Origin of the sequence: Leifsonia sp. T36S-04, assembly GCF_042465655.1 — a bacterium.
In the GTDB taxonomy this organism is placed as follows: domain Bacteria; phylum Actinomycetota; class Actinomycetes; order Actinomycetales; family Microbacteriaceae; genus Leifsonia.
Map to the genome: position 1 here is coordinate 2342043 of NZ_CP146286.1, position 22742 is coordinate 2364784.

Consider the following 22742-nt stretch of genomic DNA (forward strand, 5'->3'; position numbering starts at 1 on the left):
GCACCAGCCGACCTGTGGTCGCGTCCCCGGAGGGACATCTACCACAGGCCTGGTACCGCACCCTGTCTACCCTCGCGTTCGCACGCGGTGGCGGAGTGCAATGACCCGGTAACCTATAAAACGGTCAACGCGGGTGGGAGGAATCTCCACTTTCGTACCGGGACAGATGTCCCGGAGCCCGGACGATTCTAACAGAGGAATGCAGTGAGCGACACATCCTTCACCTTCGACGACTCCACCGACGGCTTCCAGGACGTCGCGGGCGCCACCCGCGACATCGCCGAGGTCCCCGCGGTCGAGGTGATCACCACCACCGCCGTCCACCTGATGAGCGCGGCAGCCGTCAAGTGCGGCCTCGCGGACGACCCGGAGCACCAGACCGATCTGGATGAGGCGCGCAAACTCATCGACGCCCTCGCCGGCCTCGTCACCGCCAGCGCGCAGCACGTCGGCGACCAGCACGCGCGTAGCCTTCGCGACGGCCTCCGCTCCCTGCAGCTGGCCTTCCGCGAGGCGTCCGCGATCCCGGACGAGATCGGCAAGGGACCGGGCGAGAAGTACACCGGACCCGTCAGCTGACGTGACGTTCACCCCTCCGCCGGCGTTCACCACCCGGCCGACGCTTCAGGGCCGCTTCGGGATGACCGCATCCACGCACTGGCTGGCAACCGCCTCCGCCCAGGCGGTGCTCGAGCGCGGCGGTAACGCGTTCGACGCCGCGGCGGCCGGCGCGTTCGTCCTTCATATCGTCGAGCCGCACCTCAACGGTCCGGGCGGTGACCTCGTCGCGCTGTTCGCGACGGCGGACGATCCCACCCCGGTGGTCCTCTCCGGCCAGGGCCCCGCGCCCGCGGGAGCCACGCGCGAGCACTATCTGGCGGAGGGACTGGAGCTGGTCCCCGGCGCCGGCGCCCTCGCGGCGGCGGTGCCCGGCGCGGTCGACGCGTGGCTGCTGCTCCTGCAGGAGCACGGCACGTGGGAACTCGCCGATGTGCTCGCCTTCGCGATCGACTACGCCGAGAACGGCCATCCGGTGCTGGAGCGGGTGTGCGCGACGATCCGCGCGGTCGCACCGCTCTTCACCGAGCACTGGTCGACGTCGGCCGAGCGGTGGATGCCCGGCGGACGCATCCCGGAGCCCGGCGAGCTGATCACCGACCCGGCGTACGCCCGCGTGCTGCGCGGCCTGATCGATGCCGGGTCCGCGTCGGGCTCGCGTGAGGAACGCATCGAGGCCGCCCGGACGGAGTGGGCCACGGGGACGGTCGCGCAGGCGGCCGCCGCCTTCGTGCGCGTTCCGCATCGGCACTCGGACGGGCGCGATCATGCAGGAGTGATCGCCGAGCATGACTTCGCCGCCTATCGGGCCCAGGTCGAGGACGCGGTGACGATGGAGTTCCGCGGCCACACCATCGCGAAGACCGGCGGGTGGGGGCAGGGCCCGGCCCTGCTGGAGACGCTCGCGATCCTCGATGGCTTCGACGACCTCCACCTCGACCCCTCCACAGAGCTGGGCGCCCACACCGTCCTGGAGGCGCAGAAGCTGGCCTACGCCGACAGGGACGCCTACTTCGGCGACGCCCGCGTCCCCCTCGAGACGTTGCTCTCCCCCGGGTACGCCGCCGAGCGCCGGTCACAGATCGGCGAGCGCGCGTCGGCCGAGTTCCGGCCGGGCAGCGTCCCGGGCGTCGACCCGTTCCTCCCGCCGCTCCGCACCGAGTACGCCCCGCCGTCGGGCGTCGTGGTCGAGGGGGCCGGCGAGCCGACCGTGTCGCGGACCGGTGAGACGCGCGGCGACACCTGCCACATCGACGTGGTCGACCGTTGGGGGAACATCGTCTCGGCCACGCCGTCCGGTGGCTGGCTGCAGTCGTCGCCGACCATCCCGGAGCTCGGCTTCTGCCTCGGATCACGGCTGCAGATGACCTGGCTGGAGGAGGGATCCGCCGCCACGCTCACGCCCGGCAAGCGCCCGCGGACGACCCTCACCCCGACCCTCGTCCTGCGCGACGGCGTGCCGGTGACGGCGCTCGGCTCGCCCGGCGGCGACCAGCAGGACCAGTGGCAGCTGCTCTACCTGCTGCGCACGATCGTCGGCGGCTACACGCCGCAGCAGGCGATCGACGCGCCCGCGCTGCACACGACGTCGATCGCGGAGTCGTTCTGGCCGCGCACCTGGGTGCCCGCGGGCGCGGTGGTGGAGTCCCGGCTCGGCGACGAGGTCATCGCGGGCCTCGAGGCGCGCGGCCACCGCATCACCCGCGCCGGGGACTGGACGCTCGGCCGCCTCTCGTCGGTCGGACGGGATCCCGAGAGGGGCATCCTGAGCGCCGCGGCCAACCCGCGCGGCATGCAGGGCTACGCCGCCGGTCGCTGAGCCGCGGCTGCGTGACGCGGCCCCTGTTTCTGCGGCGTTGCGTGACGTGTGCGGCGGCGCGAGCAGCAGCACACGGTACACGCGACAGCACACGCGGGCGGGGCGCGGGCGGGGCGGCTCAGGCGGACGCTGCGGCCGCGCGGCGCACGGCCTCGACGGTCCGGGCCGCCTCGGCGGCGTCGGAGAGCCAGTTGCTCACCGAGAACCGGAGCACGGCCTGGCCGTGCCACTCCGACGGGGACGCCAGCGCGGTGCCGTCCGCCAGCAGCGCCTGCCCGACCGCGCGCGTGCGCTCGTCGCTGCCGAAGGAGGCGCAGACCTGCGTGTAGACGACCTCGTTGAGAACCCGGGCGCCGGGGATCCCACGGATGCCCTCCGCGATCGTGGTCGCCGCGTCGGCGAGCTGCTGCACGAGGTCGGCCACGCCCCGCCGCCCGAGCTGCGCCAGCGTCGCGTAGACCGGCACCCCGCGGGCGCGGCGGGACAGCTCCAGGACGCGGTCGGCCGGATCGGCGACATCGTCCGACGACGCCAGGTACGCGGCGTGCTGAGCGACCGCACGGTGGAGCGCGTTGGGGCGGGCGACCACGGCGATCCCCGCGTCGTACGGAACGCTGAGCGTCTTGTGCGCGTCGGTCGCCCAGGAGTCGGCCTCCTCGAGCCCGGAGGTCAAATGGCGGAGCCCCGGGGCGGCTGCCGCCCACAACCCGAAGGCGCCGTCCACGTGCGCCCACGCGCCGGCCTCGTGGGCGATCGGGATGAGCCGGTCTAGCGGGTCGAACGCGCCCGAGTGGATGTTGCCCGCCTGCAGGGCGACGATGGCCGGTCCGCTCCCCTCGGCGAGCGCGTCGCGTAGCGCTTCGGGCAGCATGCGTCCCTGATCGTCGACGTCGACCGCGCGGGGACGCCCGAGTCCGGCCACCAGTCCGGAACTGTCCACCGAACCGTGCCGCTCCGCGCCGACGAGGAACCGGATCGGCGGGCCCCCGGCGATGCCCCGCTCCTGCGGGTCCCATCCTGCCTGGCGGAGTACCTCGTCGCGCGCGGCGACCAGGCCGACGAGGGTGGCAACGGTCGCGCCGGTGACGAACCCGACCTCGGCCGTTCGGGGCAGCCCGAGCAGGTCGAGCATCCACTCGCCCGCGAGCTCTTCGGCGGCCACCACACCGGGAGTGACCGTTCGCAGCCCGGCATTCTGGTCCCAGGCGGAGACCAGCCAGTCCGCTCCGAGCGACACCGGGTGCACGCCGCCCATCACCCAGCCGTGGAAGCGGGGCGAACCGATGCGCATGAGTCCGGGCTCGATCGCTTCGGCCATGGTCCGTAGCACCTCGGGCGCGTCCGGGCCGCGATCAGGAAGCTCGCGCCCGAGCGCGTCCTTCACCTGTTCGACACCGGCCGTGGGCGGGATGCGCCCCTCGCGCGTTCCTGCGAGCCAGCGCCCGGCGAGTGCGACGGCCTCGTCGAGCGCGGGACCGTATGCCTCGCGATCGCTCACAGGCGCATGGTAGCGCCGGGCCGGCGCCCGTCACCAGACCGGCGGGCGGCGCTCCTGCCAGCGGATGCGCCGCTCCAGCTGGGTGGCCAGCGAGAGCAGCGTCCGCTCGCCTCCCGGCCGGCCGATCAGCTGGACGCCCATGGGCAGACCCTCCGCGGTCTGCGAGACCGGCAGCACGATCGCCGGGAGACCGGTGACGTTGAGCATCGAGGTGAACGGTGTGTACTGCACCTGCTGCGCGAAGTTGCGCTCCCCGTCCTCCTGGTCGTACCAGCCCACCGGCCGCGGGGTCAGCGCCATCGCGGGCGTCAGCACGGCGTCGAAGGACGAGAGTTGACGGATGAACGACCGCTCGTAGGCGGTGAGCAGCGACAGCGCCTCGCTCAGCTCGCGTGCGCTCAGGGAGCGGCCGCGCTCCACCAGCCAGGCCGTGAGGGGCTCGAGCAGCGCGAGCGCCTCGCCTTCCGCCGGGATGCGTGCGGCGCCCGCCTGCCAGATCGTCCGGAACGCGGGCGCATACGTATCGTCGGGCTCGAGCGCCGTCTCCTCGAGGCCGTGGCCCATCGACGCGAAGGCGTCGACGGCGGCGGCCAGCGCCTCGGCCGCCTCCGGGGCGATGGCGATGTCGTAGGCGCCGTCCCAGGCGGAGGTCGTCATCACCCCCAGCTGGAACCGGCCCTCTCCCCGGACGGCGGTCCCGAGGAAGGGCCCGTCGTCGTCGTACGGCGCGCGCAACGTGTAGTGGTGGTCGATCTGTCCGTTGCGCTTCGCGATCATGCCGTCGAGCAGCAGCGCCGCATCGGCCGTGGTGCGCGCGAGGGGACCGTCGACGACGAGACCGGCCAGCGAGGCGATCCCGCTGCCCGCGGGGACCAGGCCTCGCGAGGGCTTGAGACCGACGAGACCGCAGGCCGCCGCCGGGATGCGCACGGATCCGCCGCCGTCCGAGCCGGGCGCGAAGGGCAGCATCCCGCTCGCGACGGCGACCGCCGCTCCCCCGCTGGAGCCGCCCGCGCCGAGCTCCGGGTTCCACGGGTTGCGCGCCGGCGGCGCGGCGAGGGACTCCGTATATGCGGGGAGGCCGAACTCGGGCGCGTTCGTCTTGCCGAGGCTGACCGCGCCGGCGGCATCGAGGGTCTCGACGATCTCGTCGCTCTCCTCCGGCACGAAGCCGGCCATGGACCGGGACCCGAACCCGGTCGGCACGCCCGCGCGCATCCACAGGTCTTTGTCGCCGGACGGGAGACCCCACAACGGTGCGGTCCTGGGGACGCGCTCGGCGACCTCGTCCGCGCGACGGAGTGCCTCGTCACGAGTGACCGTGACGAACGCGCCGAGCTGAGGGTTCAGCCGTTCGATCCGGTCGAGGTAGTGCGCGGCGAGCTCGCGCGGCGACACACGCCCCGTCTGCAGCTCCTGCCAGAGTTCGAGCGCCGTGAGCTCGTGGAGGTCGGCCATGCTGTCAGGCTAGCCGAGCGGATCGGTGGACGTGCCGGTCCGGATCGAGGAACTCGATCACCGCCCGGTTGAACGCCGCGGGATCGACGTTGTACTCCCAGCAGTGGTCGGCCGGCGAGAGCTCGACCAGCCGCACCATCCGCGGGTTCGCCATCGCGAACAGCACCGACGACGAGAGCGGGACCTCCCGGTCGCCGTCGGAGTGGATCACCAGCGCGGGAACCGTCAGGCGCCCCGGTCTCGCCCAGTCCAGCCGGTCGAAGTCGATCGGCTCCGGCAGCCCGAGCCGGGCGCTCGCCTCCGGGCGGGCCAGCGCCCGGATCGCCAGCTCCGCCGTCCACGCGGGCAGGCACCGCTCGCTCGCACCGTTGCGGATCACCGCGCGCCAGTCGGTCACCGGACCGATCAGCACCAGCCGGTCGATGGCTGCGCGATGCGCACTGCGCTCGGTCAACTGCAGCGCGATGGCTCCCCCGAGCGACCAGCCGACCAGCACGACCCGCTGGGCGCCGTGCGCGAGCGCGTAGCCGACCGCGGCATCCACGTCCTCCCACTCCCGCATCCCCAGGGTGGATATGCCACCTGGAACCGCTGGTCCCTCGCCGTCTCCGCGGTACGAGACGACGAGCGACGTCATGCCGAGCGCGTCCGCCGCCGGAACCGAGCGGAGTGCTGTCACGCGGGTGGTGCTCCAGCCGTGGATGTGGATGGCCCACGTGCTCGCGGCCGACGGTCGTTCCGGCCGAATCCGCCAGGCGGGCGCGCGCCCACCGGGCACGTCGATGAGCACCTCGGTGTGATGTCGTCGCAGCGACGCGGGATCGGGGTGGAGGTTGCCCGTCCAGTAACCCGCGTCGGCTGCTGCCAAGTCACCGCTCACGTGCAGGAGCTCACGGGTCACCGTGCCGGCCGATCGGTCGTGCGCGCGAGCGTGGCCGACGACCGCGTGGCCGTGCGACCCGAACCAGAGGCCGAACTGGCCGCGGTGCAGCGTCCGCCGGTCGGCGTCGAGGGTCACGCTCGTCTCCGTGGCCGCATGGATGCGCGTGGCCGCGCGCGACCGCGGCAGCACGACCCTGCGCGCCAGCTGGTGGCCGATCCTGCGCGCTGCCACGGCTGCACCGACGGCCACGACCGCCAGCACCGTGACGACACCGAGAAACAATCCCATACCTCTAGGACGCTCGTTCTCCACGGATCGTGACGCGGAAATCCACTCTTGACAACAACGGGTTTGACCTGGTTGGTTAGTTACATGAGTAATGAACCGGTGAAGCTCGGATGATCGACGAAGGCAAGCCGATCTTCGTCCAGATCGCCGAACAGATCGAAGACGACATCATCGACGGGGTCTACCCCGCCGAGACCCAGGTGCCGTCGACGAACGAGTTCGCGGCGTTCCACCGGATCAACCCCGCGACGGCGGGCAAAGGCATGGGTCTCCTCGTCGACGAGGGGATCCTCTACAAAAGGCGGGGGATCGGGATGTTCGTCACAGAAGGAGCGCGCGAGCGGCTCATCGCCAAGCGGCGGGAGGCGTTCCCGGACGAGTTCCTCCGTCCCCTCCTCGCCGAGGCCGCCAAGCTCGGCATCGACCCCGACCAGCTGACCCGCATGATCCAGACGGCCGCGCCGTCACCGACGAAAGGAGTGAGCGCATGAGCGCCACCCTCGCCTTCCCCGGCCCTGCCGTCCAGGTGGCCGGCCTCACCAAGCGGTTCGGGCAGTTCACCGCGATCGACGACGTCTCGGTCACCATCGCTCCCGGACGTATCCACGGCCTGCTCGGCCGCAATGGTGCGGGCAAGACCACTCTGATGCAACTCATCACCGGGCAGGACTTCCCGACCGAAGGCGAGATCCGGGTCTTCGGCGAACGCCCGACCGAGAACGCCCGCGTGCTGCAGAATATCTGCTTCATCAAGGAGAGCCAGCGCTATCCGGAGGACTTCCAGCCGAAGCACGTGTTCCGGAGCGCACCCTGGTTCTTCGAGAACTGGGACGCGGACTTCGCCGATCAGCTCATCGAGGAGTTCCGGGTGCCGCTCGACCGGCGCATCAAGAAGCTCTCCCGCGGCCAGCTCTCGGCCGTCGGCGTGATCGTCGGTCTGGCCTCCCGCGCACCGCTCACCTTCTTCGACGAGCCTTACCTCGGGCTCGATGCGGTCGCCCGGCAGCTGTTCTACGACCGGCTGCTGGAGGACTTCGCCGAGCACCCCCGCACGGTCGTGCTCTCCACCCACCTGATCGACGAAGTCGCGAACCTGCTGGAGCAGGTGATCGTGATCGACCAGGGCCGCATCCTCATGGACGAGGACGCCGAGACGCTTCGCACGTCGGCCACCACAGTGGTCGGTCAGCGGGCTACCGTCGACGCGTTCGTCCACCATCGCGAGGTGCTGCATCGCGACGGTCTCGGCGGACTCGCGTCCGTCACCGTCAGCGGCCTGAGCCCGTCCGACCGGGCGGAGGCCGCTGCGGCGGGCCTCGAGCTCGCACCGGTGTCGCTCCAGCAGCTCATCGTCCGCAAGACCGACATCCGCGAGACAGGAATCGAGCAGAGCGCATGACCGCAACACATCCCGCACCCGCCCTCGTCGCGCCACCCGCAGCGGGGCAGCGCATCTGGCGCGTCGTCCGCCTCAACCTGGTCAACAAATGGACCGTCATCTGGATCCCGGCCATGATCATGGGCTTCATCTGGCTCGTGAACTGGCTGATCTGGTGGATCATCTGGGCCGCCACCGCACCGGCCGACCGGGCGGACGCGATGGACGGAACGCAGTGGAGCGGTGGAGCGTTCTACATCTTCGTCTACATGCTGGTGGTCGCCATCCAGGTGATCTCGGCCACATTCCCGTTCGCCCTCGGGTACAGCGCCACCCGGCGAGACTTCGCACTCGGATCGGGGCTCACCTTCCTGCTGCTCGGCGCGGGCTACGCGCTCGGGTTCACCGTCCTGTCGGGCGTCGAGGAGTGGACGAACGGATGGGGGCTCGGCGGTCACCTGTTCACCTCGGTGTACTTCGGCGGCGCGAACCTCGCCGAGCGGCTGTTCGTCGTCTTCGGAGCGATGCTGTTCTTCTTCGCCGTCGGCGCGTTCTCGGCGTCGCTGTTCATGCGCTGGCGGATGAACGGCATCCTGGTGGCCGGCGCCGGGCTGGCGCTCGTGCTGGTCGGCGCCATCGCCCTCATCACCTTCACGCAGAGCTGGGGTGCTGTCGGCGAGTGGTTCGCGGCAAGTGGGCCGGTCGGCGTGACCGCGTGGCTGCTGCTCCCGACCGCGTTCGCCGCGGTGGCTGCCTACCTCGCGCTCAGCCGGGCGACGCCGCGAAGCTGAACCGGGCGCGGGCATGGACGTGGCCGGGAGCGTCGCTCCCGGCCACGGTTTAATGCCATCGGCCTCACTCGACCGGAGCGGATGCCGCGCCGGCCGACGATGTCGTCGCCCTCAGGCTAGGGCGGACCGACGACATCGAACCGAACGCGTGGTGAACTCATAGCCAGGTCCTAGCGGACACCCCACCCGGTCGTTCGCTAGCGTGTGTTCCGTGCTCGGCTATCTGTATCTCGCGGTCGCCATCGCGACCGAGGTCGTCGCGACGACGTTCCTGAAGTTCACCGCGGGCGAGAACGCGAAGTGGTGGGCGTTCGTCATCGTCGTCGTCGGCTACGTCGCGTCGTTCTTCGCGCTGTCCCTGGCTCTGGGCCGGGGCGTTCCGCTCGGGATCGCCTACGCGATCTGGTCGGCCGTCGGCGTCGCGGCGATCGCGATCATCTCCTGGGTGTTCTTCAAGGAGTCGCTCACGTGGGTGCAGATCGCGGGCCTGGTGCTGGTGATCGGCGGCGTAGGGCTGCTGGAGCTCGGCGCGCGCCACCCCGCCTAGGCGGAACCGACGAACGCGGCGAGCGCTTCGTCGAGCGTGCGGGCGGGAGGGATGTAGTCGTACCGCGCGCCCTCCCCCGTCGGCACGTACTCGCCCTCCGGCGTGACGGTGACCGAGCCGAGCAGCCGCCCGCGGCCGATCGCGGCATCCTCGTCCGGGAACGAGTGGTCATAGACGTCGAAGCGGTCGCCGTCCTCGTACACGGTCAGGTCTTCCAGCAGCGGCATCAGAATCTCCTCGTGAACGGCAGCGGCTTCCGCATGCGGATGAGCAGCAGCAGCGGGACGAGCACGTACGGCCCGTTGTACAGCAGGAAGACGACCGGGTTGGGGGTGCGCTGCCCGACCGGCCCGAAGAACTCGACGCCGAAGATCGGGATGGCCGTGAGGCTGATGATCATGGTGGCGTAGATCACCGCGAACAGCTGGATCCAGTTGTATCCCTTGACCAGGCAGATCACGAGCAGCACGTAGAACGGCAGGTACACGAACGCGCTCGTCCCCGTGATGAACCGCAGCCAGAGCGGCTCCTGCATGTAGAGCGGGTCGTACTGCGACGAGTACGTGTAGTTCCACTGCGCCAGGATGTTGGTCGTAGTCGCGGTCTGCAGGATCCCCAGGGTCGGGATGGCGTCGCTGATGATGCAGGTGACGATGAACAGCGAGAACATCACGATGAAGAAGATGTCGACGGGACGCTTGCGCAGCGGCAGGTTCGGCGGCGTCGCCGGGGGTGCGGCGATGTGGCCGGTTCCGGTTCCGGGGCTCTCGGTGGTCACGCGGGCAGCCTAGCGCCGGTCAGCCGGTGTAGCCGACGTTGACGAGCACCTGTTTCGCAATCGCGGTCACCTGCTCCTCGGTGATCGCGCTGTCGCCCTGCACCTGAACCCAGCCGCCCGACGCGATCACATTCAGCGTGGTCCCGCTGCGGTAGGCGGAGTCGCCGACGCCCGTCACATCGACCGCGCCGGGGGGTCGCGTCTGCAGCGCGTACACCGCTCCGCCCGGAAGGACCGCGGCGGAGACACCGGAGGAATTCTGCGTCGACCACGCGCACCAGTACGAATGGACGACGCGGTTGATCCCCAGGGTCGACAGCGCGTTTTCGCCCCCGTCGGCGCGGACCGGGGACACCTCCTGCCCGATCACGCTCCCGATGTCAGCCTCCGTGATCAGGCCGTCGCAGTCCTGCGCTCCGCGCAGCGTAGGCCCGGCAGGCTGCCAGAGCGGCACCGGCGCGTGAAGGGCGCGCACCGCGGGCAGTGCCGCGGCAGACACCGCCTCGACCCAGGACGACTGCGTCTCGTGCGTCGCCGCGCCGTAGTCCCAGATGCCTGCCTGGACGGCGTATTCGGGGGTCAGCGCAAAGAAACCGCAGAGCTGGTAGGCGTTCTGCGGGCACATGGAGTACGTGTCCGGCTCGGTGCCGAGTGGCTCGTCGAAACCGCCGACGTCGATACCCGTCCGGAAGTCCTCGAAACCCTCGCGGGTGACGCCGGGCACGACGGTCACCCAGCCGTAGAGCTGCTTCTCCGCGGCCGACTGGGCCGGGTCGCCCTCGCCCCACGAGCACCGCAGCGCGCCCGCCCGCTCGTCGGCGTAGGACGCCGGGTTGAGCGACGTCTCGGTCGTGACCGGGGTCACAGGTGCACGGAACGCGGCGGCCACGACCGCCGGGGGCACGAGCTGATCGCACGTCAGCGGCACCCGGGCGGTCGGAGCAGGTGCGGCCGTCGGAGTCGGCGTCGGCGTCGGCGAGGCGCTGTGACTCGACGACGCGGTCTCTGCCGGTGCGGGGGCAGAGCACCCCGCCAGCAACGCGGCGACGACGGTCAGCGCGGCTATGCCGCAGGCCCGGATGCTCTTCATATTCCCCCTTGGGCATGCGCCGTGAAGCGGCGCTCAGGAGAACGCTAGTGGATGCTCGTGCCCGCAATGCGCGGCGTTGCCGAAGCGTTACTTCAGCGATTTCTGCATCAGTACCGTGCCGAGCCAGCGGTCGAACTTGTAGCCGACGCGGCCCATCCGCCCGATCTCGGTGAAGCCGAAGTTCTCGTGCATCTTGATGGACGCCTCGGCGCCCTTGTCGGCGATGACCGCGATGATCTCCTTGAGGCCGGCGGCCTTCGAGCGGTCGATCAGCTCCTGCATCAGGACAGGGCCGAGACCCTTGCCCGTGGAGGCGGCGCCCAGGTAGATCGAGTTCTCCACCGTGAAGCGGTAGGCCCGCTTCTGCTTCCACGGCTGCACGAGCGCGTAGCCCAGGATCTGACCGGCCGGCGACTCGGCGACGATGAACGGCATCCCGAGCTTTTTGAGGTACGCGTACTTGCTCTTCCACTCGCGCAGCGTCATCGCGTCCTCATCGAAGGTGACGGTGCTGTTGGCGACGTAGTGGTTGTAGATCTCGCGGATGTGCGGCAGGTCTTCGGGACGCGCTTCGCGCAGGGAGTACTCGAAGGGGGCCTCCGCGGGCTCCGGCTTGCGCAGATGGCGCGGCAGAACGCGGCGCTGCTGGTATTCCTCTTCGAGCACGCCCGACCTCCTCACGAACAGTCTCAGCCTACGTCGCGCGTATTGCGGCGACGTTACGGCTGGAGCTCCCAATCGACGGGCTTCTCACCCACGTCCGCGAGCAGCGCGTTGGCGCGGGAGAACGGCTTCGAGCCGAAGAACCCGCGTGAGGCGGACAGCGGACTCGGGTGGGCCGACTCGATCACCGGGTTGCCGTCGAGCAGCGGCTTCAGCGTGGATGCGTCCCTCCCCCACAGGATCGACACGAACGGCCGGCCCCGCTCGACGAGCGAGCGGATGGCGTGCTCGGTCACCGCCTCCCAGCCCTTCCCGCGATGCGAGCCCGGTTCCCCGGGGCGCACCGTGAGGACCCGGTTCAGCAGCATGACGCCGTTGCCCGACCACGCGCTCAGATCGCCGTGCGGCGGCGGCGTCAGCCCCAGGTCGTCGTGCAGCTCGCGGTAGATGTTCTGCAGGCTCCGGGGCAGCGGGCGGACGTGCCGCTCCACCGCGAACGACAGGCCGATCGGGTGCCCGGGCGTCGGATACGGGTCCTGGCCGACGATGAGGACGCGGACGTCGGCGAGCGGCGCCCGGAACGCACGCAGCACGGCGGCCCCGGCGGGCAGATAGTGGTGGCCCGCGGCCACCTCGCCGCGCAGGAAGTCGCCCATGTCGGCGATCCGGTCGGCCACGGGTTCGAGGGCGTGCGCCCACCCCGGGTCGAGCGACCCCTCGGCGGCGAGCTCCGCGAGCGTCTTGGCCACGGCCCGATCAGTGGGTGGCGGCCGTCACGGGCGGGAGCGCCGACCAGGGGAAGGTGATCCACCGGTCGGTGCGGCGCCACACGAAGTCGGGCTCCAGCACCGTGCGGGGCTTCGAGTAGAGGCAGACGGTGCGGACGTCGGCGCCCGACGCGGAGATCAGGTCGACGACCATCGCGAGCGTCCGGCCGGAGTCGGAGACGTCGTCTACGAGCAGCACCCGCTTCGCCTCCAGCGCCGACGAGTCGAGCATGGGAGGGAGGATGACCGGCTCCGGGAGGCGCGAGTCGACGCCGGTGTAGAACTCCACGTTGAGGGCGCCGCAGGCTTTGATGCCGAGGGCGTAGGAGATGGCACCGGCCAGCAGCAGGCCGCCGCGGGCGATGGCGACGACCATGTCCGGTTCGAAGCCGGATTCGACGACCTCGCCGGCCAGGTGACGCGATGCTTCACCGAACTCGAGCCATCCCAGGACTTCCCGCTCCTTCTCCTGAAGGACGTCTGCTCCGGAATCGTCGAGTTCGCTGGCCATTGCTCTACCGTACCGGGGCCGCGCGAGTGTTAGCATCCGCGCATGACCTCGGAGAAGACGTCGACCCAGCGCCGGGCGACGGTCGCCATCGGCGCGACTGCCGCCCTCATCGGCTGGCTCGCGCTCGTGGAGTTGACCAGCGGAATCCTGCAGGGATACTACGTACCGCTCATCTCCGACATCGTGCGGCATCTGGGCATCCACGACGCCGACTACAACTGGTTCGAAGCCGCCCAGCTGCTGGTCTCCGCGCTGGTCGTGCCCGTGCTCGCGAAGCTCGGCGACATGTTCGGGCACAAGCGCATCCTGCTGGCCGCCACCGTGCTGACCGCGCTGGCCAGCTGGGCGCTCGCATTCTCGGGCGACTTCGTCAGCTACCTGCTGGCGTTCGCCCTCCAGGGGTTCTACGTCGTCTGGCTGCCGCTCGAGATCGCCCTGATCTTCGACCGCGGCCGGCGGACCGGCACGGCCGCCTCCCGCACCCGGCGTGCCGCCGGTCTGCTCGTGGTCGCGCTGGAAACCGGCGCCATCGTCGGAGCGATCGGGGCCGGTCTGCTGTTCGAGGCGCTCGGCGGCAACGTCACCCTCACCCTCATGGTGCCGGCCGTCGCGGTGACCCTCGTCTTCTTCGCGATCCTGTTCGGCGTCCCGGAATCCGAACCGGTGCGCGGCCGGACCCTCGACGGGATCGGTTTCTCACTCCTGGCGCTCGGCCTCCTGCTGATCACCTCCGGCCTGACCTTCCTGCGGCTGAACGGCGTCGGCACCTGGTGGGTGTGGGCGCTCATCCTGCTCGGGATCCTCGCGTTCATCCCGTTCGGACGCTGGGAGCTGCGCCAGGCCGACCCGGCGATCGACCTGCGCGTACTGCGGCAGCCGGCCATGTGGCCGGTGCAGCTGACCGCCGGGCTGATCGGGATCAGCCTCCTGGGCGCCCAGGCTCCGCTCAGCACGTACGCGGGCACCGACCCGGCCAACGGCTACGGACTCGGCCTCTCCGCCGGGCAGCGCAGCATCCTGATCGGCGCCTATCTGATCTCCATGATCGCGGGCGCCCTGCTGTTCCCGCTCGTCTCGTCACGGCTCTCTCCGCGGGTGACGCTCATCGGGGCGTCGTTCCTCGTCGCGATCGGCTACCTGCTCTTCCTCCCGTTCCATCAGGAGACCTGGCAGGTCTTCGTGAACATGGCCATCGCCGGGATCGGCTCGGGTGCGCTCGTCGGGGCGCTCCCCGCCGCAGCGGCGGCCGCCGCCCCACGTGGGCAGACCGGCGTCGCAACGGCGATGACGAACACCACCAAGACGGTGGGCGGATCCTTCGCATCAGCGGTGTTCGGCGTCGTGCTGCTCACCGGTGCCGCGACCGTGACCGCGACCGCCGCCAGCCTCTTCGGCTACATGATCGTCTGGACCATCTGCGGCCTCGGCGCACTCGTCGCCGCAGTGCTCCTCTTCTTCGTCCCGCGACTCGCGTTCGCGGACGCCGAACCCGCTTTGGAGTGACCATGTCCGACCAACTCCCACCCGCCGTCGCCGAAGCACTAACCAGCTTCCTCCTGGAGCAGCGCAGGATCGCCCCGGGTCTGGTGAGCCGCGCGGTCGTCACCGGTTCAGCCGTCGCCGGGGACTGGCATCCCGGCCTCAGTGACATCGACGTCGTCTTCGTCGTCACGCGCGACCCGATCGACGACCTGCCCGCCCTCGCCGAACTCCACGCCTCGTCCGAACCGCACATCGACGGCGTCTACCTGACCGAGGCGGAGATCGCCCGCGGCCCCGACATCGTGCAGACAGCGCCGCAGGTGGTCGAGGGCGTGCTGGTCTCGGAGCTCGCGGGCGCCCAGCTGAGCTGGATCACCTGGCGGGAGCTGGAGGCCGGTGTGCAGGGAATCGTCGACGGCGGTGACGTGATCTGGTCGCCGACGGCGGACCGCCATCCGAGGACGGCCGAAGGCGTCGTCGCGTTCTCGCGCGACAACCTGCTCGACTACTGGCAGCGGATCGGCGACGGCCTGGAGCGGGAGCTGGCGGACCGGCCGGACGACGGCCCGATCCGGCCGGAGACCGTCCGGTGGGTGGCGCTCGGACCGATCCGCCTCGTCGCCACCATCGAGACTGGGGATGTGCTCTCCAAGACGGCGGCGGCCGCCTTCGCCGCCGAGCGCTGGCCGGAGCACGCGGAGCTGCTGGAGCGCGTCGTGCGCGACCGCTCCGGCGACCGGCAGGAGTTCACCGCGGGCGACGGGCGCGAGGCCCTCACGCTGCTGCGGAAGTGCGTGGCGGTCGCGGAGGGCTGAGAGCGCGCGCGACCCTCAGCCTCCGTCGTGCCCGCGGTCCTGGACGTGCTCCTGCGCCCGGTCGCTCCGCGGAGCGTCGTGGAGGCGCGCGGCCTGCGTCCGCTCGTTCAGGTAGTTGACGATGGTCGCGCTCGCGGTTCCCACGATCGCCACGCCGCCGATCATGAGCACAACCGCGAGCACGCGCCCCGGGACCGTCACCGGGTAGTAGTCGCCGTATCCGACCGTTGCCATGGTCACGCACGCCCACCAGACGGAATCCCCGAAGGAGCGGATGTTCGACCCGTGGGCATACCGCTCGGCCTGGAACTCGGCGAGCGAGATCACGTAGATGAACATGACGATGAAGCTCGCCGCGACGATGACGATCCGGCGCCGCAGGTGCGATCCGCTGTTCCCCTGCAGCCCGGGAAGGTGCCGCAGTCCGGTGAGCAGGCGGAACGGTCGCGCCATCGGGATGAACACCGACAGGAGATCGATCAGATTGTGCCGGACGAAGTCGGCCCTGTGGCGGGCGAGGAGCCACCGCACCACGTAGTCGACGAGGAAGAACAGCCACACCGCGACGAGGATCACCAGCAGCACGACCTTCAACGCCGGCGACTGCGACTCATCCAGGATGTTCCACGAGTATGCGATGAGGAACAGCGCGCTGGCAGCGATCCCGGGCCAGGCGGACGCCCGCTCCCAGCGCAGTCGCTTGACGTCGTCCTCGTCGGTCATGTCAGTCCCCGACCCGCAGCTCGCCCTTGTGCAGGCGGTACGGCGCGGCCTGCGCCACCGGTTTGACGACGATCAGGTCGAGGTCGACGTGCCTCGGCAGGCTGAGGGCGTGGACGATCGTGTCGGCGACGTCCTCCGCGGACAGCGGCTCGGGGACGTCTTCGTAGACGGCGTCGCGCCGCGCCCGGTCGCCGCCGAACCGCACGAGCGAGAACTCCTCGGTCGCGACCATCCCCGGCGCGACCTCGACGACGCGGATGGGTTCGCCGTTGAGCTCCAGCCGGAGGACCTCGGTGAGCGCGTGCTCCGCGAACTTGGCCGCGTTGTACCCGCCGCCGCCCGCATACGCCGTCAGCCCCGCGATCGAGGTGACGTTCAGGATGTCGGCGTGCCCGGTCGCGCGCGCCCCCTCCCGAAGCAACGGCAGCAGCGCCGAGATGACCCGCTTGGTGCCGATCACGTTGATCTCGTACATCCAGGCCCAGTCCTCGATGCTCGACTTCTCGACGGAATCGAGGCCCTTGGCTCCGCCCGCGTTGTTGACCAGGGAGTGGATGCCGCCGGTCTGCGCCAGGTGGTCGCGCAGCGCATCCACGTCCTCCTGCCTGGTCAGGTCGGCGGCGAAGAACGTGGCGCCCGTCTCGTCGGCGAGCACCCGGAGGCGGTCCTCGCGTCGCGCGACGGCCACCACATCCCAGCCCTGCGCGCGGAACGCACGCACCGTGGCCGCCCCGATCCCCGAACTCGCTCCCGTCACGACAACACGTCTGCTCATGCGCACATTCTCCCGGGTTACGGCGTGTTTCGGATACGTTGCCCGCGTGCGGCGGCGCGTCTAGCCTGCAGTGGACGGCGGTGGACGACCGCTTGCAGACCCACCCCGAGCGCGCGATGCGCACTGCAGACCCGAAGGAGCAACGCCATGACCGACGCCGCCGACTGGCAGTTCGAGACCAAGCAGATCCACTCGGGGGCCGCTCCGGACCCCGTGACCAACGCGCGCGCGACGCCGATCTACCAGACCACGTCGTACGTCTTCAACAACGCGCAGCACGCCAAGAACCTCTTCGCGCTGGCCGAGTTCGGCAACATCTACACGCGCATCCAGAACCCGACGCAGGCCGTCGTGGAGGAGCGCGTCGCCGCCCTCGAAGGCGGGACCGGAGCCCTTCTCGTCGCGTCCGGCCAGGCGGCCGAGACGTTCGCCGTCCTCAACATCGCGCAGGCGGGAGACCACATCGTCTCGTCCAGCTCGATCTACGGCGGCACCTACAACCTCTTCAAGTACACGCTCGCGAAGCTCGGGATCGAGACCACGTTCGTCGAGAACCAGGACGACGCCGAGGAGTGGCGCCGCGCGGTCCGCCCGAACACCAAGCTCTTCTTCGCCGAGACCATCGGCAACCCGAAGATCAATATCCTCGACATCGAGCTCGTCGCCGGCGTCGCGCACGAAGCGGGCGTTCCGCTCATCGTCGACAACACGATCGCGACGCCGTACCTCATCCGCCCGTTCGAGTCCGGCGCCGACATCGTCATCCACTCGGCCACCAAGTTCCTGGGCGGCCACGGCACGGTCATCGGCGGCGTGATCGTCGACGGCGGGACGTTCGAGTGGTCGAAGAACGTGGAGAAGTTCCCGGGCCTCACCGAGCCGGATCCGTCGTACCACGGCGCCAGCTACACCGCAGCGGTCGGCGACGGCCTCGCCTACATCATCAAGGCGCGCGTCCAGCTGCTCCGCGACCTCGGCGCGGCGATCGCTCCGGCGAGCGCGTGGCAGCTCATCCAGGGCATCGAGACCCTCTCGCTCCGCGTCGAGCGCCACACGCAGAACGCGCAGGAGATCGCCGAGTTCCTGGAATCGCACCCCGACGTCGCCTCGGTGAACTACTCCGGCCTGCCGTCGAGCCCCTGGTACGCGGCCGCCAACCGCTACGCCCCCAAGGGTGTCGGCGCGGTGCTGTCGTTCGAGCTCAAGGGCGGCGTGGATGCGGGAGCCGCCCTGGTCGACAACCTGTCGCTGTTCAGCCACCTGGCCAACATCGGCGATGTCCGCAGCCTCGTCATCCACCCGGCGTCGACCACGCACTCGCAGCTGACGCCGGAGCAGCAGCTCACCGCGGGCGTCACCCCGGGACTCGTACGCCTCTCCGTCGGCCTCGAGAGCATCGACGACCTCAAGGCGGACCTCTCCGCCGGCCTGGCCGCCGCCCGCTCCGTCGCGGAGGCCGCCCGCGCCTGACCGTCGCCCGCTCCGTCGCCCGCGAGCACAGGGAAAGTGCGCCCGAAACGCTGTTTCGGGCGCATTTTTCCTGTGCTCGCGGGCCGGGGCCGGGGCTGGGCTCGGGACGTAACAGAGCGGCGGGGGCGGCGCCGGTCCAGGAGAATGAGACGCATGGAGTGGCAGACATCCGCCGATACGGCGCCGTCGAGTTTCATCACGGAAGCCCAGGCCCGGACGCTGCTCGGCAAGCCGCCCGCGAGCGGCGCCTGGAAGGAGTCGGACGCCGCAGGCGGCAAGCAGTTCGCCGGAATCGGCGCCTTCTCGTTCGAGAGCGGTGAGACCCTCCCCTACGTCCGCGTCGCCTACGAGACCTGGGGCGAGCTGTCGCCCGCGGGCGACAACGCCGTCCTCGTGCTCCACGCCCTCACCGGCGACTCGCACGCCGTCGGGCCGGCGGGTCCCGGCCATCCGACGCCCGGATGGTGGCAGGGCATCATCGGCCCCGGCAAGGCCATCGACACCGACCGCTGGTTCGTGGTCGTCCCGAACATGCTGGGCGGGTGCCAGGGCACCACCGGGCCGGCGTCCCTCGCGCCCGACGGCGCCGAGTGGGGTCCGCGCTTCCCCTTCACGACCATCCGAGACCAGGTGAACGCGCAGGCCGCCTTCGCCGACGCGATCGGCATCGACCGCTGGGCCGCGGTCGTCGGCGGCTCCATGGGCGGGATGCAGGCGCTGGAGTGGGCGGTCACGTTCCCCGAGCGCGTCGAACGCTTGGCGGTGATCGCCGCTCCCCCGCACTCCACGGCCGACCAGATCGCCCTCAACTCGGTGCAGATCGAGGCCGTCCGCACCGACCCGCTGTTCCGCGGCGGCCAGTACTACGACGCCGAGGACGGCGAAGGACCGCACCGCGGGCTCGCCCTCGCGCGCCGCATGGCGCTGCTCAACTACCGCAGCCCGTCGGAGCTGAACGTGCGATTCGAGCGCGCGTGGCAGAGCGGGATCAGCCCGCTCGGCGGCGGAGGCCGCTTCGCCGTCGAGTCGTATCTCGACTTCCACGGCAACAAGTTCACCCGGCGCTTCGACGCCAACAGCTACATCACCCTCGTCGAGGCGATGAACTCGCACGACATCGGTCGCGGCCGCGGCGGACTGGCGGCGGCGCTCTCGCGGGTGACCGCGCGCACCCTCGTCGTCGGCATCGACAGCGACCGTCTCTTCCCCGTCGAGGGACAGGAGCAGATCGCCTACCACGTTCCCGCGACGCTGGACGGTAGAGTTCCAGTGGTGATCCGGTCGGACTTCGGCCACGACGGGTTCCTGATCGAGGACGACGCTGTCAGCACGCAACTGCGGCGGCTGTTCGCAGTGTGACGAGGATGGAGGGGCATGTCGCGCATCCAGAAGGAGCGTGATCGTCTCCTCGCTGCGACGGCCCGCACCGTCGGCCTGACCGCGACGGCGACCGCGCTGATCTGCCTGACCGTTCCGGGATCGCTCCCGCTGCCGCTCTATCTCGCCTCGCTGGTCCTCGTGGTCTGCCTGGGCTACGCGCAGTGGCAGCTCACCTCGCTGCTCCGTCTGACCCTGTGGATGTGGGTCATCGTGGTCGCGGGCGTTGCGCTCATCCTGATCCACCTGCTGCCGGGCACCGCTCTGGGTCCGTCGGCGATCAGCGCCGTCGGCGTCCTCGGTGCGGCATCGGTCGCCTGCATCTGCGTGCTCGCGGTGACCTCGCGCCCGCGCATCCTGCTCCTGATCGTGTCGGCGGTGGCCACACTCGCGGCACTCGGTGTCACGCTCGGGATGACCGGGTCGCGGATGGTGGAGCCCCTCGTCTTCACGATGACCGGGTGGATCGCGCTCACGGCCACCGGCGTGTGGTTGTCGCGGACGGTCCCACGCACGCTGAAGCGCATCTCCACGATGAGCCGCGCCTACCGGGTCGAACGGCAGGCCAGCGAGACCGAGGCCAGGCGGCGCCAGAGCGCCCGCCTGCTGCATGACACGGTGCTGGCGACGCTCACCCTGCTCGCCCACTCCGGTGTCGGCGTCAGCCACGGGGCGCTCCGGGAGCAGGCGGCAGAGGATGCGGCACTGCTGCGCCAGCTGCGCCTCGGCTTCACACCCGACCCTGCGCGGTCGGGCGACTACAAGCTCAAGCCGGTCGAGGAGTCGACCCTGGGCAAGACCCTCGAATCGGTGAAGCAGCGCTTCCGCCGAATGGGGCTCGAAGTGAACTGGCACGGCGCCGGGCAGGTGCTGCTGCCGTCGGACGTGCTCGACGCCTTCCTGCTGGCGCTCGGCGAGTGCCTCGAGAACGTCCGCCGCCACTCGGGCGTCAACGAAGCGCACGTCACCATCACGGACGACGAGACGAACGTGCGCGCGATGGTGACCGACGCCGGCAAGGGCTTCGACGTCGCGACCATCGACGCCGGCCGGCTCGGGTTCACCGAGTCGATCGTCGCCCGGCTGCGCGACGTGGGTGGGAACGCCCGCCTGTTCTCCTCCCCCGGGAGCGGGACGACCGTGGTGCTGGAGGTGCCGAAATGACCCGCGTGGACGAGCGGACGATTCCGCGCAGCACGATCGCCCGTGGCGCCGCGGGAGACGAGCGCGACGCGCTCAGCCGTGCCCGGCTCGACCTCGGCTTCAACGTCGCGACCGTTGCCCTGATCGCCTTCCTGCTGGTGCTGTTCGGACTCAACGTCGCCGAGTACTCCCTCCTCGGCTTCACGATCGCCGCGTGGGTGCTCGTCGCGGCGACGCTGGCTGGGGCCCTCGTCCTCCGCCTCCGGCTGCCGGATGAACTGCCGCTGCCGATCTACGTGGCGGCACTCGCGCTCTGGGCTGCGGCGGTCGCCCTCGACATCGTCGGCACCTGGCCGCTCGACGGCGCGATCGTCCCACTGACGGCCGCGGCAGCCGTCGGGCCGGCCCTCCTGCTGTGCGTCCCGGTGCGGCCCGCCCGCGACATCGTCGCTGCGACGGCTGCGTTGGGCGCGGTACTCGTCGTCGTCGTGATCTGGCGCGCGCAGCCCGACCTCCAGCTCCTCGGGCCGGGCCTCGTGACGGTGGCCATCGCGGTCGCTCCTCCCCTCGTCGGCGTTCAGATCGTCCGCTCCTTGCGGACCCTCGTCCAGCTGGAGCTCGACCTGGTGCAGGTGCAGAGCACCGTCGTCTCCCCCGGCTACGCCATCGGGATGCTGGCGTCGGAGGAGCTCGCCCGGCTCGACCTCGCGGCGGAGCGCCTGCTCGACGGCGTCGCGACCGGCAGGACCGCCCTCCCGCTGGACGAGGACACGGCGGATGCTGCGGCCAGCATCGCCACGGAGCTGCGCCTCCATCTCATCCAGGGCCGTAAAGAGACCTGGCTGTACCACGCGGTGACCGAATCGGCGCTGCTCGGGCCCTCGGTGACGCTCACCGACCCGGACGGTCTGGCGGCCGGCCTCAACCCCGATCAGCGCGACGGACTGCTCACCGCGGTGTGGCTCATCATCAGCGACCCGGTGCGGACCGGCGCCGGGCAGCCGCGCACGCTCACACTGGACCTGTCGCGCCCCGTGGGTACCTACCCGCGGACCGCGAATCCCGGTGCAACGATGTCCATCGTGATCTCAACGAGCGGTGTGCCGCGAAACGGGGTAGACCCTGCGGCATGGCAAGCTATCCGTAAGGTGGGGCGCTATGCCGAGTCATTCTCGGGATCCGCCCTGCGCATCGAGGTCACCACGGTGCGCGACGCCTCAGCGGAGCTGGGCTGACCAGCCGGGCCGGGAAGAGAAAGGCACGACATGGGCGAGGAACCGCCGATTCGGATCGCGATCGTCGATGACCACAAGATGCTCCTCGGAGCATTGACGGAATGGATCCGCAGCGCTGCGGACGACATCCGGATGGTGGCAGCCGTGGCCAGCTGGCCCGAGCTCCTCACGCATCCGGAGTTCCCGGTCGACGTCGTGCTCCTCGATCTGGACCTCAAGGACAACATCCCGATCTCGCTGAAGCTCTCGACGCTGAAGACGACCGGCGTGGCGACCGTGCTGATGAGCACCTACTCGGAGCCGGCGGTCGTCCGCGAGGCTCTCGCAGCCGGCGCGATGGGCTACCTCGTGAAGAGCGAGGATGCCGAGATGATCGTCGAGGCGATCCGCGCCGCACGCAAGGGCGAGTCCTTCATCTCGGCCGAGCTCGACCTGGCGCTCAACGCCGGCGAGGTCGGCGGGGCGCCGAAGCTGAGCGCGCAGGAGCGCCGTGTCATGGCCCTGTACGGCGCGGGCGAGCCGGTCAAGGCCGTCGCGTTCCAGCTCGGGATCTCGGACGAGACCGCCAAGAGCTACCTCAAGCGCATCCGTGAGAAGTACCGGGTCGCGGGCTACGACGTGGGCACGAAGGTCGCGCTGCGGAAGCGCGCGATCCAGGACGGCATCCTGCTCCAGAACGACTGACCGCCCGTG

Annotated in this window: 24 protein-coding genes; 13 read left to right on the plus strand and 11 right to left on the minus strand. The window is 70.5% G+C overall.

All coding sequences use genetic code 11. From position 1 onward, the window contains the following. Positions 1-204: 204 nt before the first annotated feature. Both P3F85_RS11420 and P3F85_RS11425 read left to right on the plus strand, forming a co-directional pair. Positions 205-579 (plus strand): DUF1844 domain-containing protein, encoded by a 375-nt coding sequence (locus P3F85_RS11420; RefSeq protein WP_374007598.1) that lies wholly within the window; start codon positions 205-207, stop codon positions 577-579. A gap of 1 nt (position 580) precedes the next feature. Then, positions 581-2377, plus strand: coding sequence for a gamma-glutamyltransferase family protein (locus P3F85_RS11425; protein ID WP_374007600.1), 1797 nt, complete (start codon positions 581-583; stop codon positions 2375-2377). A gap of 118 nt (positions 2378-2495) precedes the next feature. Here P3F85_RS11425 and P3F85_RS11430 read toward each other — a convergent pair whose 3' ends face one another. Genes P3F85_RS11430 through P3F85_RS11440 form a run of 3 tightly spaced genes read right to left on the minus strand, consistent with a single transcriptional unit; the run spans position 2496 to position 6504 of the window. Continuing rightward, positions 2496-3875, minus strand: coding sequence for an aspartate aminotransferase family protein (locus P3F85_RS11430; RefSeq protein WP_374007602.1), 1380 nt, complete (start codon positions 3873-3875; stop codon positions 2496-2498). Positions 3876-3905: 30 nt separating this feature from the next. Then, the gene (locus P3F85_RS11435) at positions 3906-5333 is read right to left on the minus strand and encodes an amidase (protein ID WP_374007604.1); all 1428 of its coding nucleotides are present in this window, start codon (positions 5331-5333) and stop codon (positions 3906-3908) included. 4 nt (positions 5334-5337) lie between these two features. Further along, a complete protein-coding gene (locus tag P3F85_RS11440) occupies positions 5338-6504 on the minus strand; it encodes an alpha/beta hydrolase family protein (protein WP_374007605.1) in 1167 nt (388 codons plus the stop codon). Positions 6505-6614: 110 nt separating this feature from the next. On the opposite strand from P3F85_RS11440, the gene P3F85_RS11445 reads away from it, so the two are divergent. The 4 genes from P3F85_RS11445 (at position 6615) to P3F85_RS11460 (ending at position 9220) form a co-directional block, all read left to right on the plus strand. Continuing rightward, a complete protein-coding gene (locus P3F85_RS11445) occupies positions 6615-6995 on the plus strand; it encodes a GntR family transcriptional regulator (RefSeq protein ID WP_374007607.1) in 381 nt (126 codons plus the stop codon). Beyond that, complete coding sequence (locus P3F85_RS11450) at positions 6992-7903, plus strand: ABC transporter ATP-binding protein (protein ID WP_374007609.1); 912 nt, start codon at positions 6992-6994, stop codon at positions 7901-7903. Before P3F85_RS11445 ends, P3F85_RS11450 begins: the two co-directional genes overlap by 4 nt. Further along, the gene (locus P3F85_RS11455; protein WP_374007611.1) at positions 7900-8673 is read left to right on the plus strand and encodes a hypothetical protein; all 774 of its coding nucleotides are present in this window, start codon (positions 7900-7902) and stop codon (positions 8671-8673) included. Before P3F85_RS11450 ends, P3F85_RS11455 begins: the two co-directional genes overlap by 4 nt. A 211-nt stretch (positions 8674-8884) precedes the next feature. Continuing rightward, positions 8885-9220: a multidrug efflux SMR transporter gene (locus P3F85_RS11460; RefSeq protein WP_374007613.1), complete on the plus strand. Its 336-nt coding sequence runs from the start codon at positions 8885-8887 to the stop codon at positions 9218-9220. On the opposite strand, the gene P3F85_RS11465 is transcribed toward P3F85_RS11460, so the two are convergent. The 6 genes from P3F85_RS11465 to P3F85_RS11490 form a co-directional block, all read right to left on the minus strand. After that, the gene (locus P3F85_RS11465; protein WP_374007615.1) at positions 9217-9447 is read right to left on the minus strand and encodes a hypothetical protein; all 231 of its coding nucleotides are present in this window, start codon (positions 9445-9447) and stop codon (positions 9217-9219) included. The two genes, P3F85_RS11460 and P3F85_RS11465, sit on opposite strands and share 4 nt — an antisense overlap. Continuing rightward, the gene (locus P3F85_RS11470) at positions 9447-9998 is read right to left on the minus strand and encodes a DUF2781 domain-containing protein (RefSeq protein ID WP_374007616.1); all 552 of its coding nucleotides are present in this window, start codon (positions 9996-9998) and stop codon (positions 9447-9449) included. The genes P3F85_RS11465 and P3F85_RS11470 overlap by 1 nt, the downstream gene beginning before the upstream one ends. A 19-nt stretch (positions 9999-10017) precedes the next feature. After that, positions 10018-11088, minus strand: coding sequence for a hypothetical protein (locus tag P3F85_RS11475; protein ID WP_374007618.1), 1071 nt, complete (start codon positions 11086-11088; stop codon positions 10018-10020). An 87-nt stretch (positions 11089-11175) separates the two neighbouring features. Next, a complete protein-coding gene (locus P3F85_RS11480) occupies positions 11176-11754 on the minus strand; it encodes an N-acetyltransferase family protein (RefSeq protein WP_374007619.1) in 579 nt (192 codons plus the stop codon). A gap of 53 nt (positions 11755-11807) precedes the next feature. Beyond that, positions 11808-12500 (minus strand): uracil-DNA glycosylase, encoded by a 693-nt coding sequence (locus tag P3F85_RS11485; protein ID WP_374007621.1) that lies wholly within the window; start codon positions 12498-12500, stop codon positions 11808-11810. Between the two features lie 7 nt (positions 12501-12507). After that, positions 12508-13029, minus strand: coding sequence for a phosphoribosyltransferase (locus tag P3F85_RS11490; protein ID WP_374007622.1), 522 nt, complete (start codon positions 13027-13029; stop codon positions 12508-12510). Between the two features lie 42 nt (positions 13030-13071). Here P3F85_RS11490 and P3F85_RS11495 point away from each other — a divergent pair, with 42 nt between their 5' ends. Beyond that, complete coding sequence (locus P3F85_RS11495) at positions 13072-14532, plus strand: MFS transporter (RefSeq protein WP_374007624.1); 1461 nt, start codon at positions 13072-13074, stop codon at positions 14530-14532. Positions 14533-14534: 2 nt separating this feature from the next. Further along, complete coding sequence (locus P3F85_RS11500; protein WP_374007626.1) at positions 14535-15326, plus strand: nucleotidyltransferase domain-containing protein; 792 nt, start codon at positions 14535-14537, stop codon at positions 15324-15326. 15 nt (positions 15327-15341) lie between these two features. On the opposite strand, the gene P3F85_RS11505 is transcribed toward P3F85_RS11500, so the two are convergent. Continuing rightward, complete coding sequence (locus tag P3F85_RS11505) at positions 15342-16049, minus strand: potassium channel family protein (RefSeq protein ID WP_374007627.1); 708 nt, start codon at positions 16047-16049, stop codon at positions 15342-15344. 1 nt (position 16050) lies between these two features. Continuing rightward, positions 16051-16824, minus strand: coding sequence for an SDR family oxidoreductase (locus tag P3F85_RS11510; protein ID WP_374007629.1), 774 nt, complete (start codon positions 16822-16824; stop codon positions 16051-16053). A gap of 147 nt (positions 16825-16971) precedes the next feature. Here P3F85_RS11510 and P3F85_RS11515 point away from each other — a divergent pair, with 147 nt between their 5' ends. The 5 genes from P3F85_RS11515 (at position 16972) to P3F85_RS11535 (ending at position 22733) form a co-directional block, all read left to right on the plus strand. Further along, complete coding sequence (locus P3F85_RS11515) at positions 16972-18294, plus strand: bifunctional o-acetylhomoserine/o-acetylserine sulfhydrylase (protein ID WP_374007631.1); 1323 nt, start codon at positions 16972-16974, stop codon at positions 18292-18294. A gap of 153 nt (positions 18295-18447) precedes the next feature. Next, on the plus strand, positions 18448-19653 hold the full coding sequence (locus P3F85_RS11520) for a homoserine O-acetyltransferase (RefSeq protein WP_374007633.1): 1206 nt from the start codon (positions 18448-18450) through the stop codon (positions 19651-19653). 15 nt (positions 19654-19668) lie between these two features. Continuing rightward, on the plus strand, positions 19669-20835 hold the full coding sequence (locus P3F85_RS11525) for a sensor histidine kinase (RefSeq protein ID WP_374007635.1): 1167 nt from the start codon (positions 19669-19671) through the stop codon (positions 20833-20835). Beyond that, positions 20832-22049 carry a hypothetical protein gene (locus tag P3F85_RS11530; RefSeq protein WP_374007637.1) on the plus strand — a complete coding sequence of 406 codons (1218 nt, stop codon included), beginning with the start codon at positions 20832-20834 and terminating at the stop codon, positions 22047-22049. Before P3F85_RS11525 ends, P3F85_RS11530 begins: the two co-directional genes overlap by 4 nt. 30 nt (positions 22050-22079) lie before the next feature. Next, complete coding sequence (locus P3F85_RS11535; protein WP_121259696.1) at positions 22080-22733, plus strand: response regulator transcription factor; 654 nt, start codon at positions 22080-22082, stop codon at positions 22731-22733. The last annotated feature ends 9 nt before the right edge of the window (positions 22734-22742 follow it).

Bases quoted from the DNA above. Each gene is read 5' to 3' on its own strand.
- P3F85_RS11435 (WP_374007604.1), bottom strand. From the start codon at position 5,333: ATGGCCGACCTCCACGAGCTCACGGCGCTCGAACTCTGGCAGGAGCTG.
- P3F85_RS11440 (WP_374007605.1), bottom strand. From the start codon at position 6,504: ATGGGATTGTTTCTCGGTGTCGTCACGGTGCTGGCGGTCGTGGCCGTC.
- P3F85_RS11445 (WP_374007607.1), top strand. From the start codon at position 6,615: ATGATCGACGAAGGCAAGCCGATCTTCGTCCAGATCGCCGAACAGATC.
- P3F85_RS11450 (WP_374007609.1), top strand. From the start codon at position 6,992: ATGAGCGCCACCCTCGCCTTCCCCGGCCCTGCCGTCCAGGTGGCCGGC.
- P3F85_RS11455 (WP_374007611.1), top strand. From the start codon at position 7,900: ATGACCGCAACACATCCCGCACCCGCCCTCGTCGCGCCACCCGCAGCG.
- P3F85_RS11465 (WP_374007615.1), bottom strand. From the start codon at position 9,447: ATGCCGCTGCTGGAAGACCTGACCGTGTACGAGGACGGCGACCGCTTC.
- P3F85_RS11475 (WP_374007618.1), bottom strand. From the start codon at position 11,088: ATGAAGAGCATCCGGGCCTGCGGCATAGCCGCGCTGACCGTCGTCGCC.
- P3F85_RS11490 (WP_374007622.1), bottom strand. From the start codon at position 13,029: ATGGCCAGCGAACTCGACGATTCCGGAGCAGACGTCCTTCAGGAGAAG.
- P3F85_RS11495 (WP_374007624.1), top strand. From the start codon at position 13,072: ATGACCTCGGAGAAGACGTCGACCCAGCGCCGGGCGACGGTCGCCATC.
- P3F85_RS11500 (WP_374007626.1), top strand. From the start codon at position 14,535: ATGTCCGACCAACTCCCACCCGCCGTCGCCGAAGCACTAACCAGCTTC.
- P3F85_RS11505 (WP_374007627.1), bottom strand. From the start codon at position 16,049: ATGACCGACGAGGACGACGTCAAGCGACTGCGCTGGGAGCGGGCGTCC.
- P3F85_RS11510 (WP_374007629.1), bottom strand. From the start codon at position 16,824: ATGAGCAGACGTGTTGTCGTGACGGGAGCGAGTTCGGGGATCGGGGCG.
- P3F85_RS11515 (WP_374007631.1), top strand. From the start codon at position 16,972: ATGACCGACGCCGCCGACTGGCAGTTCGAGACCAAGCAGATCCACTCG.
- P3F85_RS11520 (WP_374007633.1), top strand. From the start codon at position 18,448: ATGGAGTGGCAGACATCCGCCGATACGGCGCCGTCGAGTTTCATCACG.
- P3F85_RS11525 (WP_374007635.1), top strand. From the start codon at position 19,669: ATGTCGCGCATCCAGAAGGAGCGTGATCGTCTCCTCGCTGCGACGGCC.
- P3F85_RS11530 (WP_374007637.1), top strand. From the start codon at position 20,832: ATGACCCGCGTGGACGAGCGGACGATTCCGCGCAGCACGATCGCCCGT.
- P3F85_RS11535 (WP_121259696.1), top strand. From the start codon at position 22,080: ATGGGCGAGGAACCGCCGATTCGGATCGCGATCGTCGATGACCACAAG.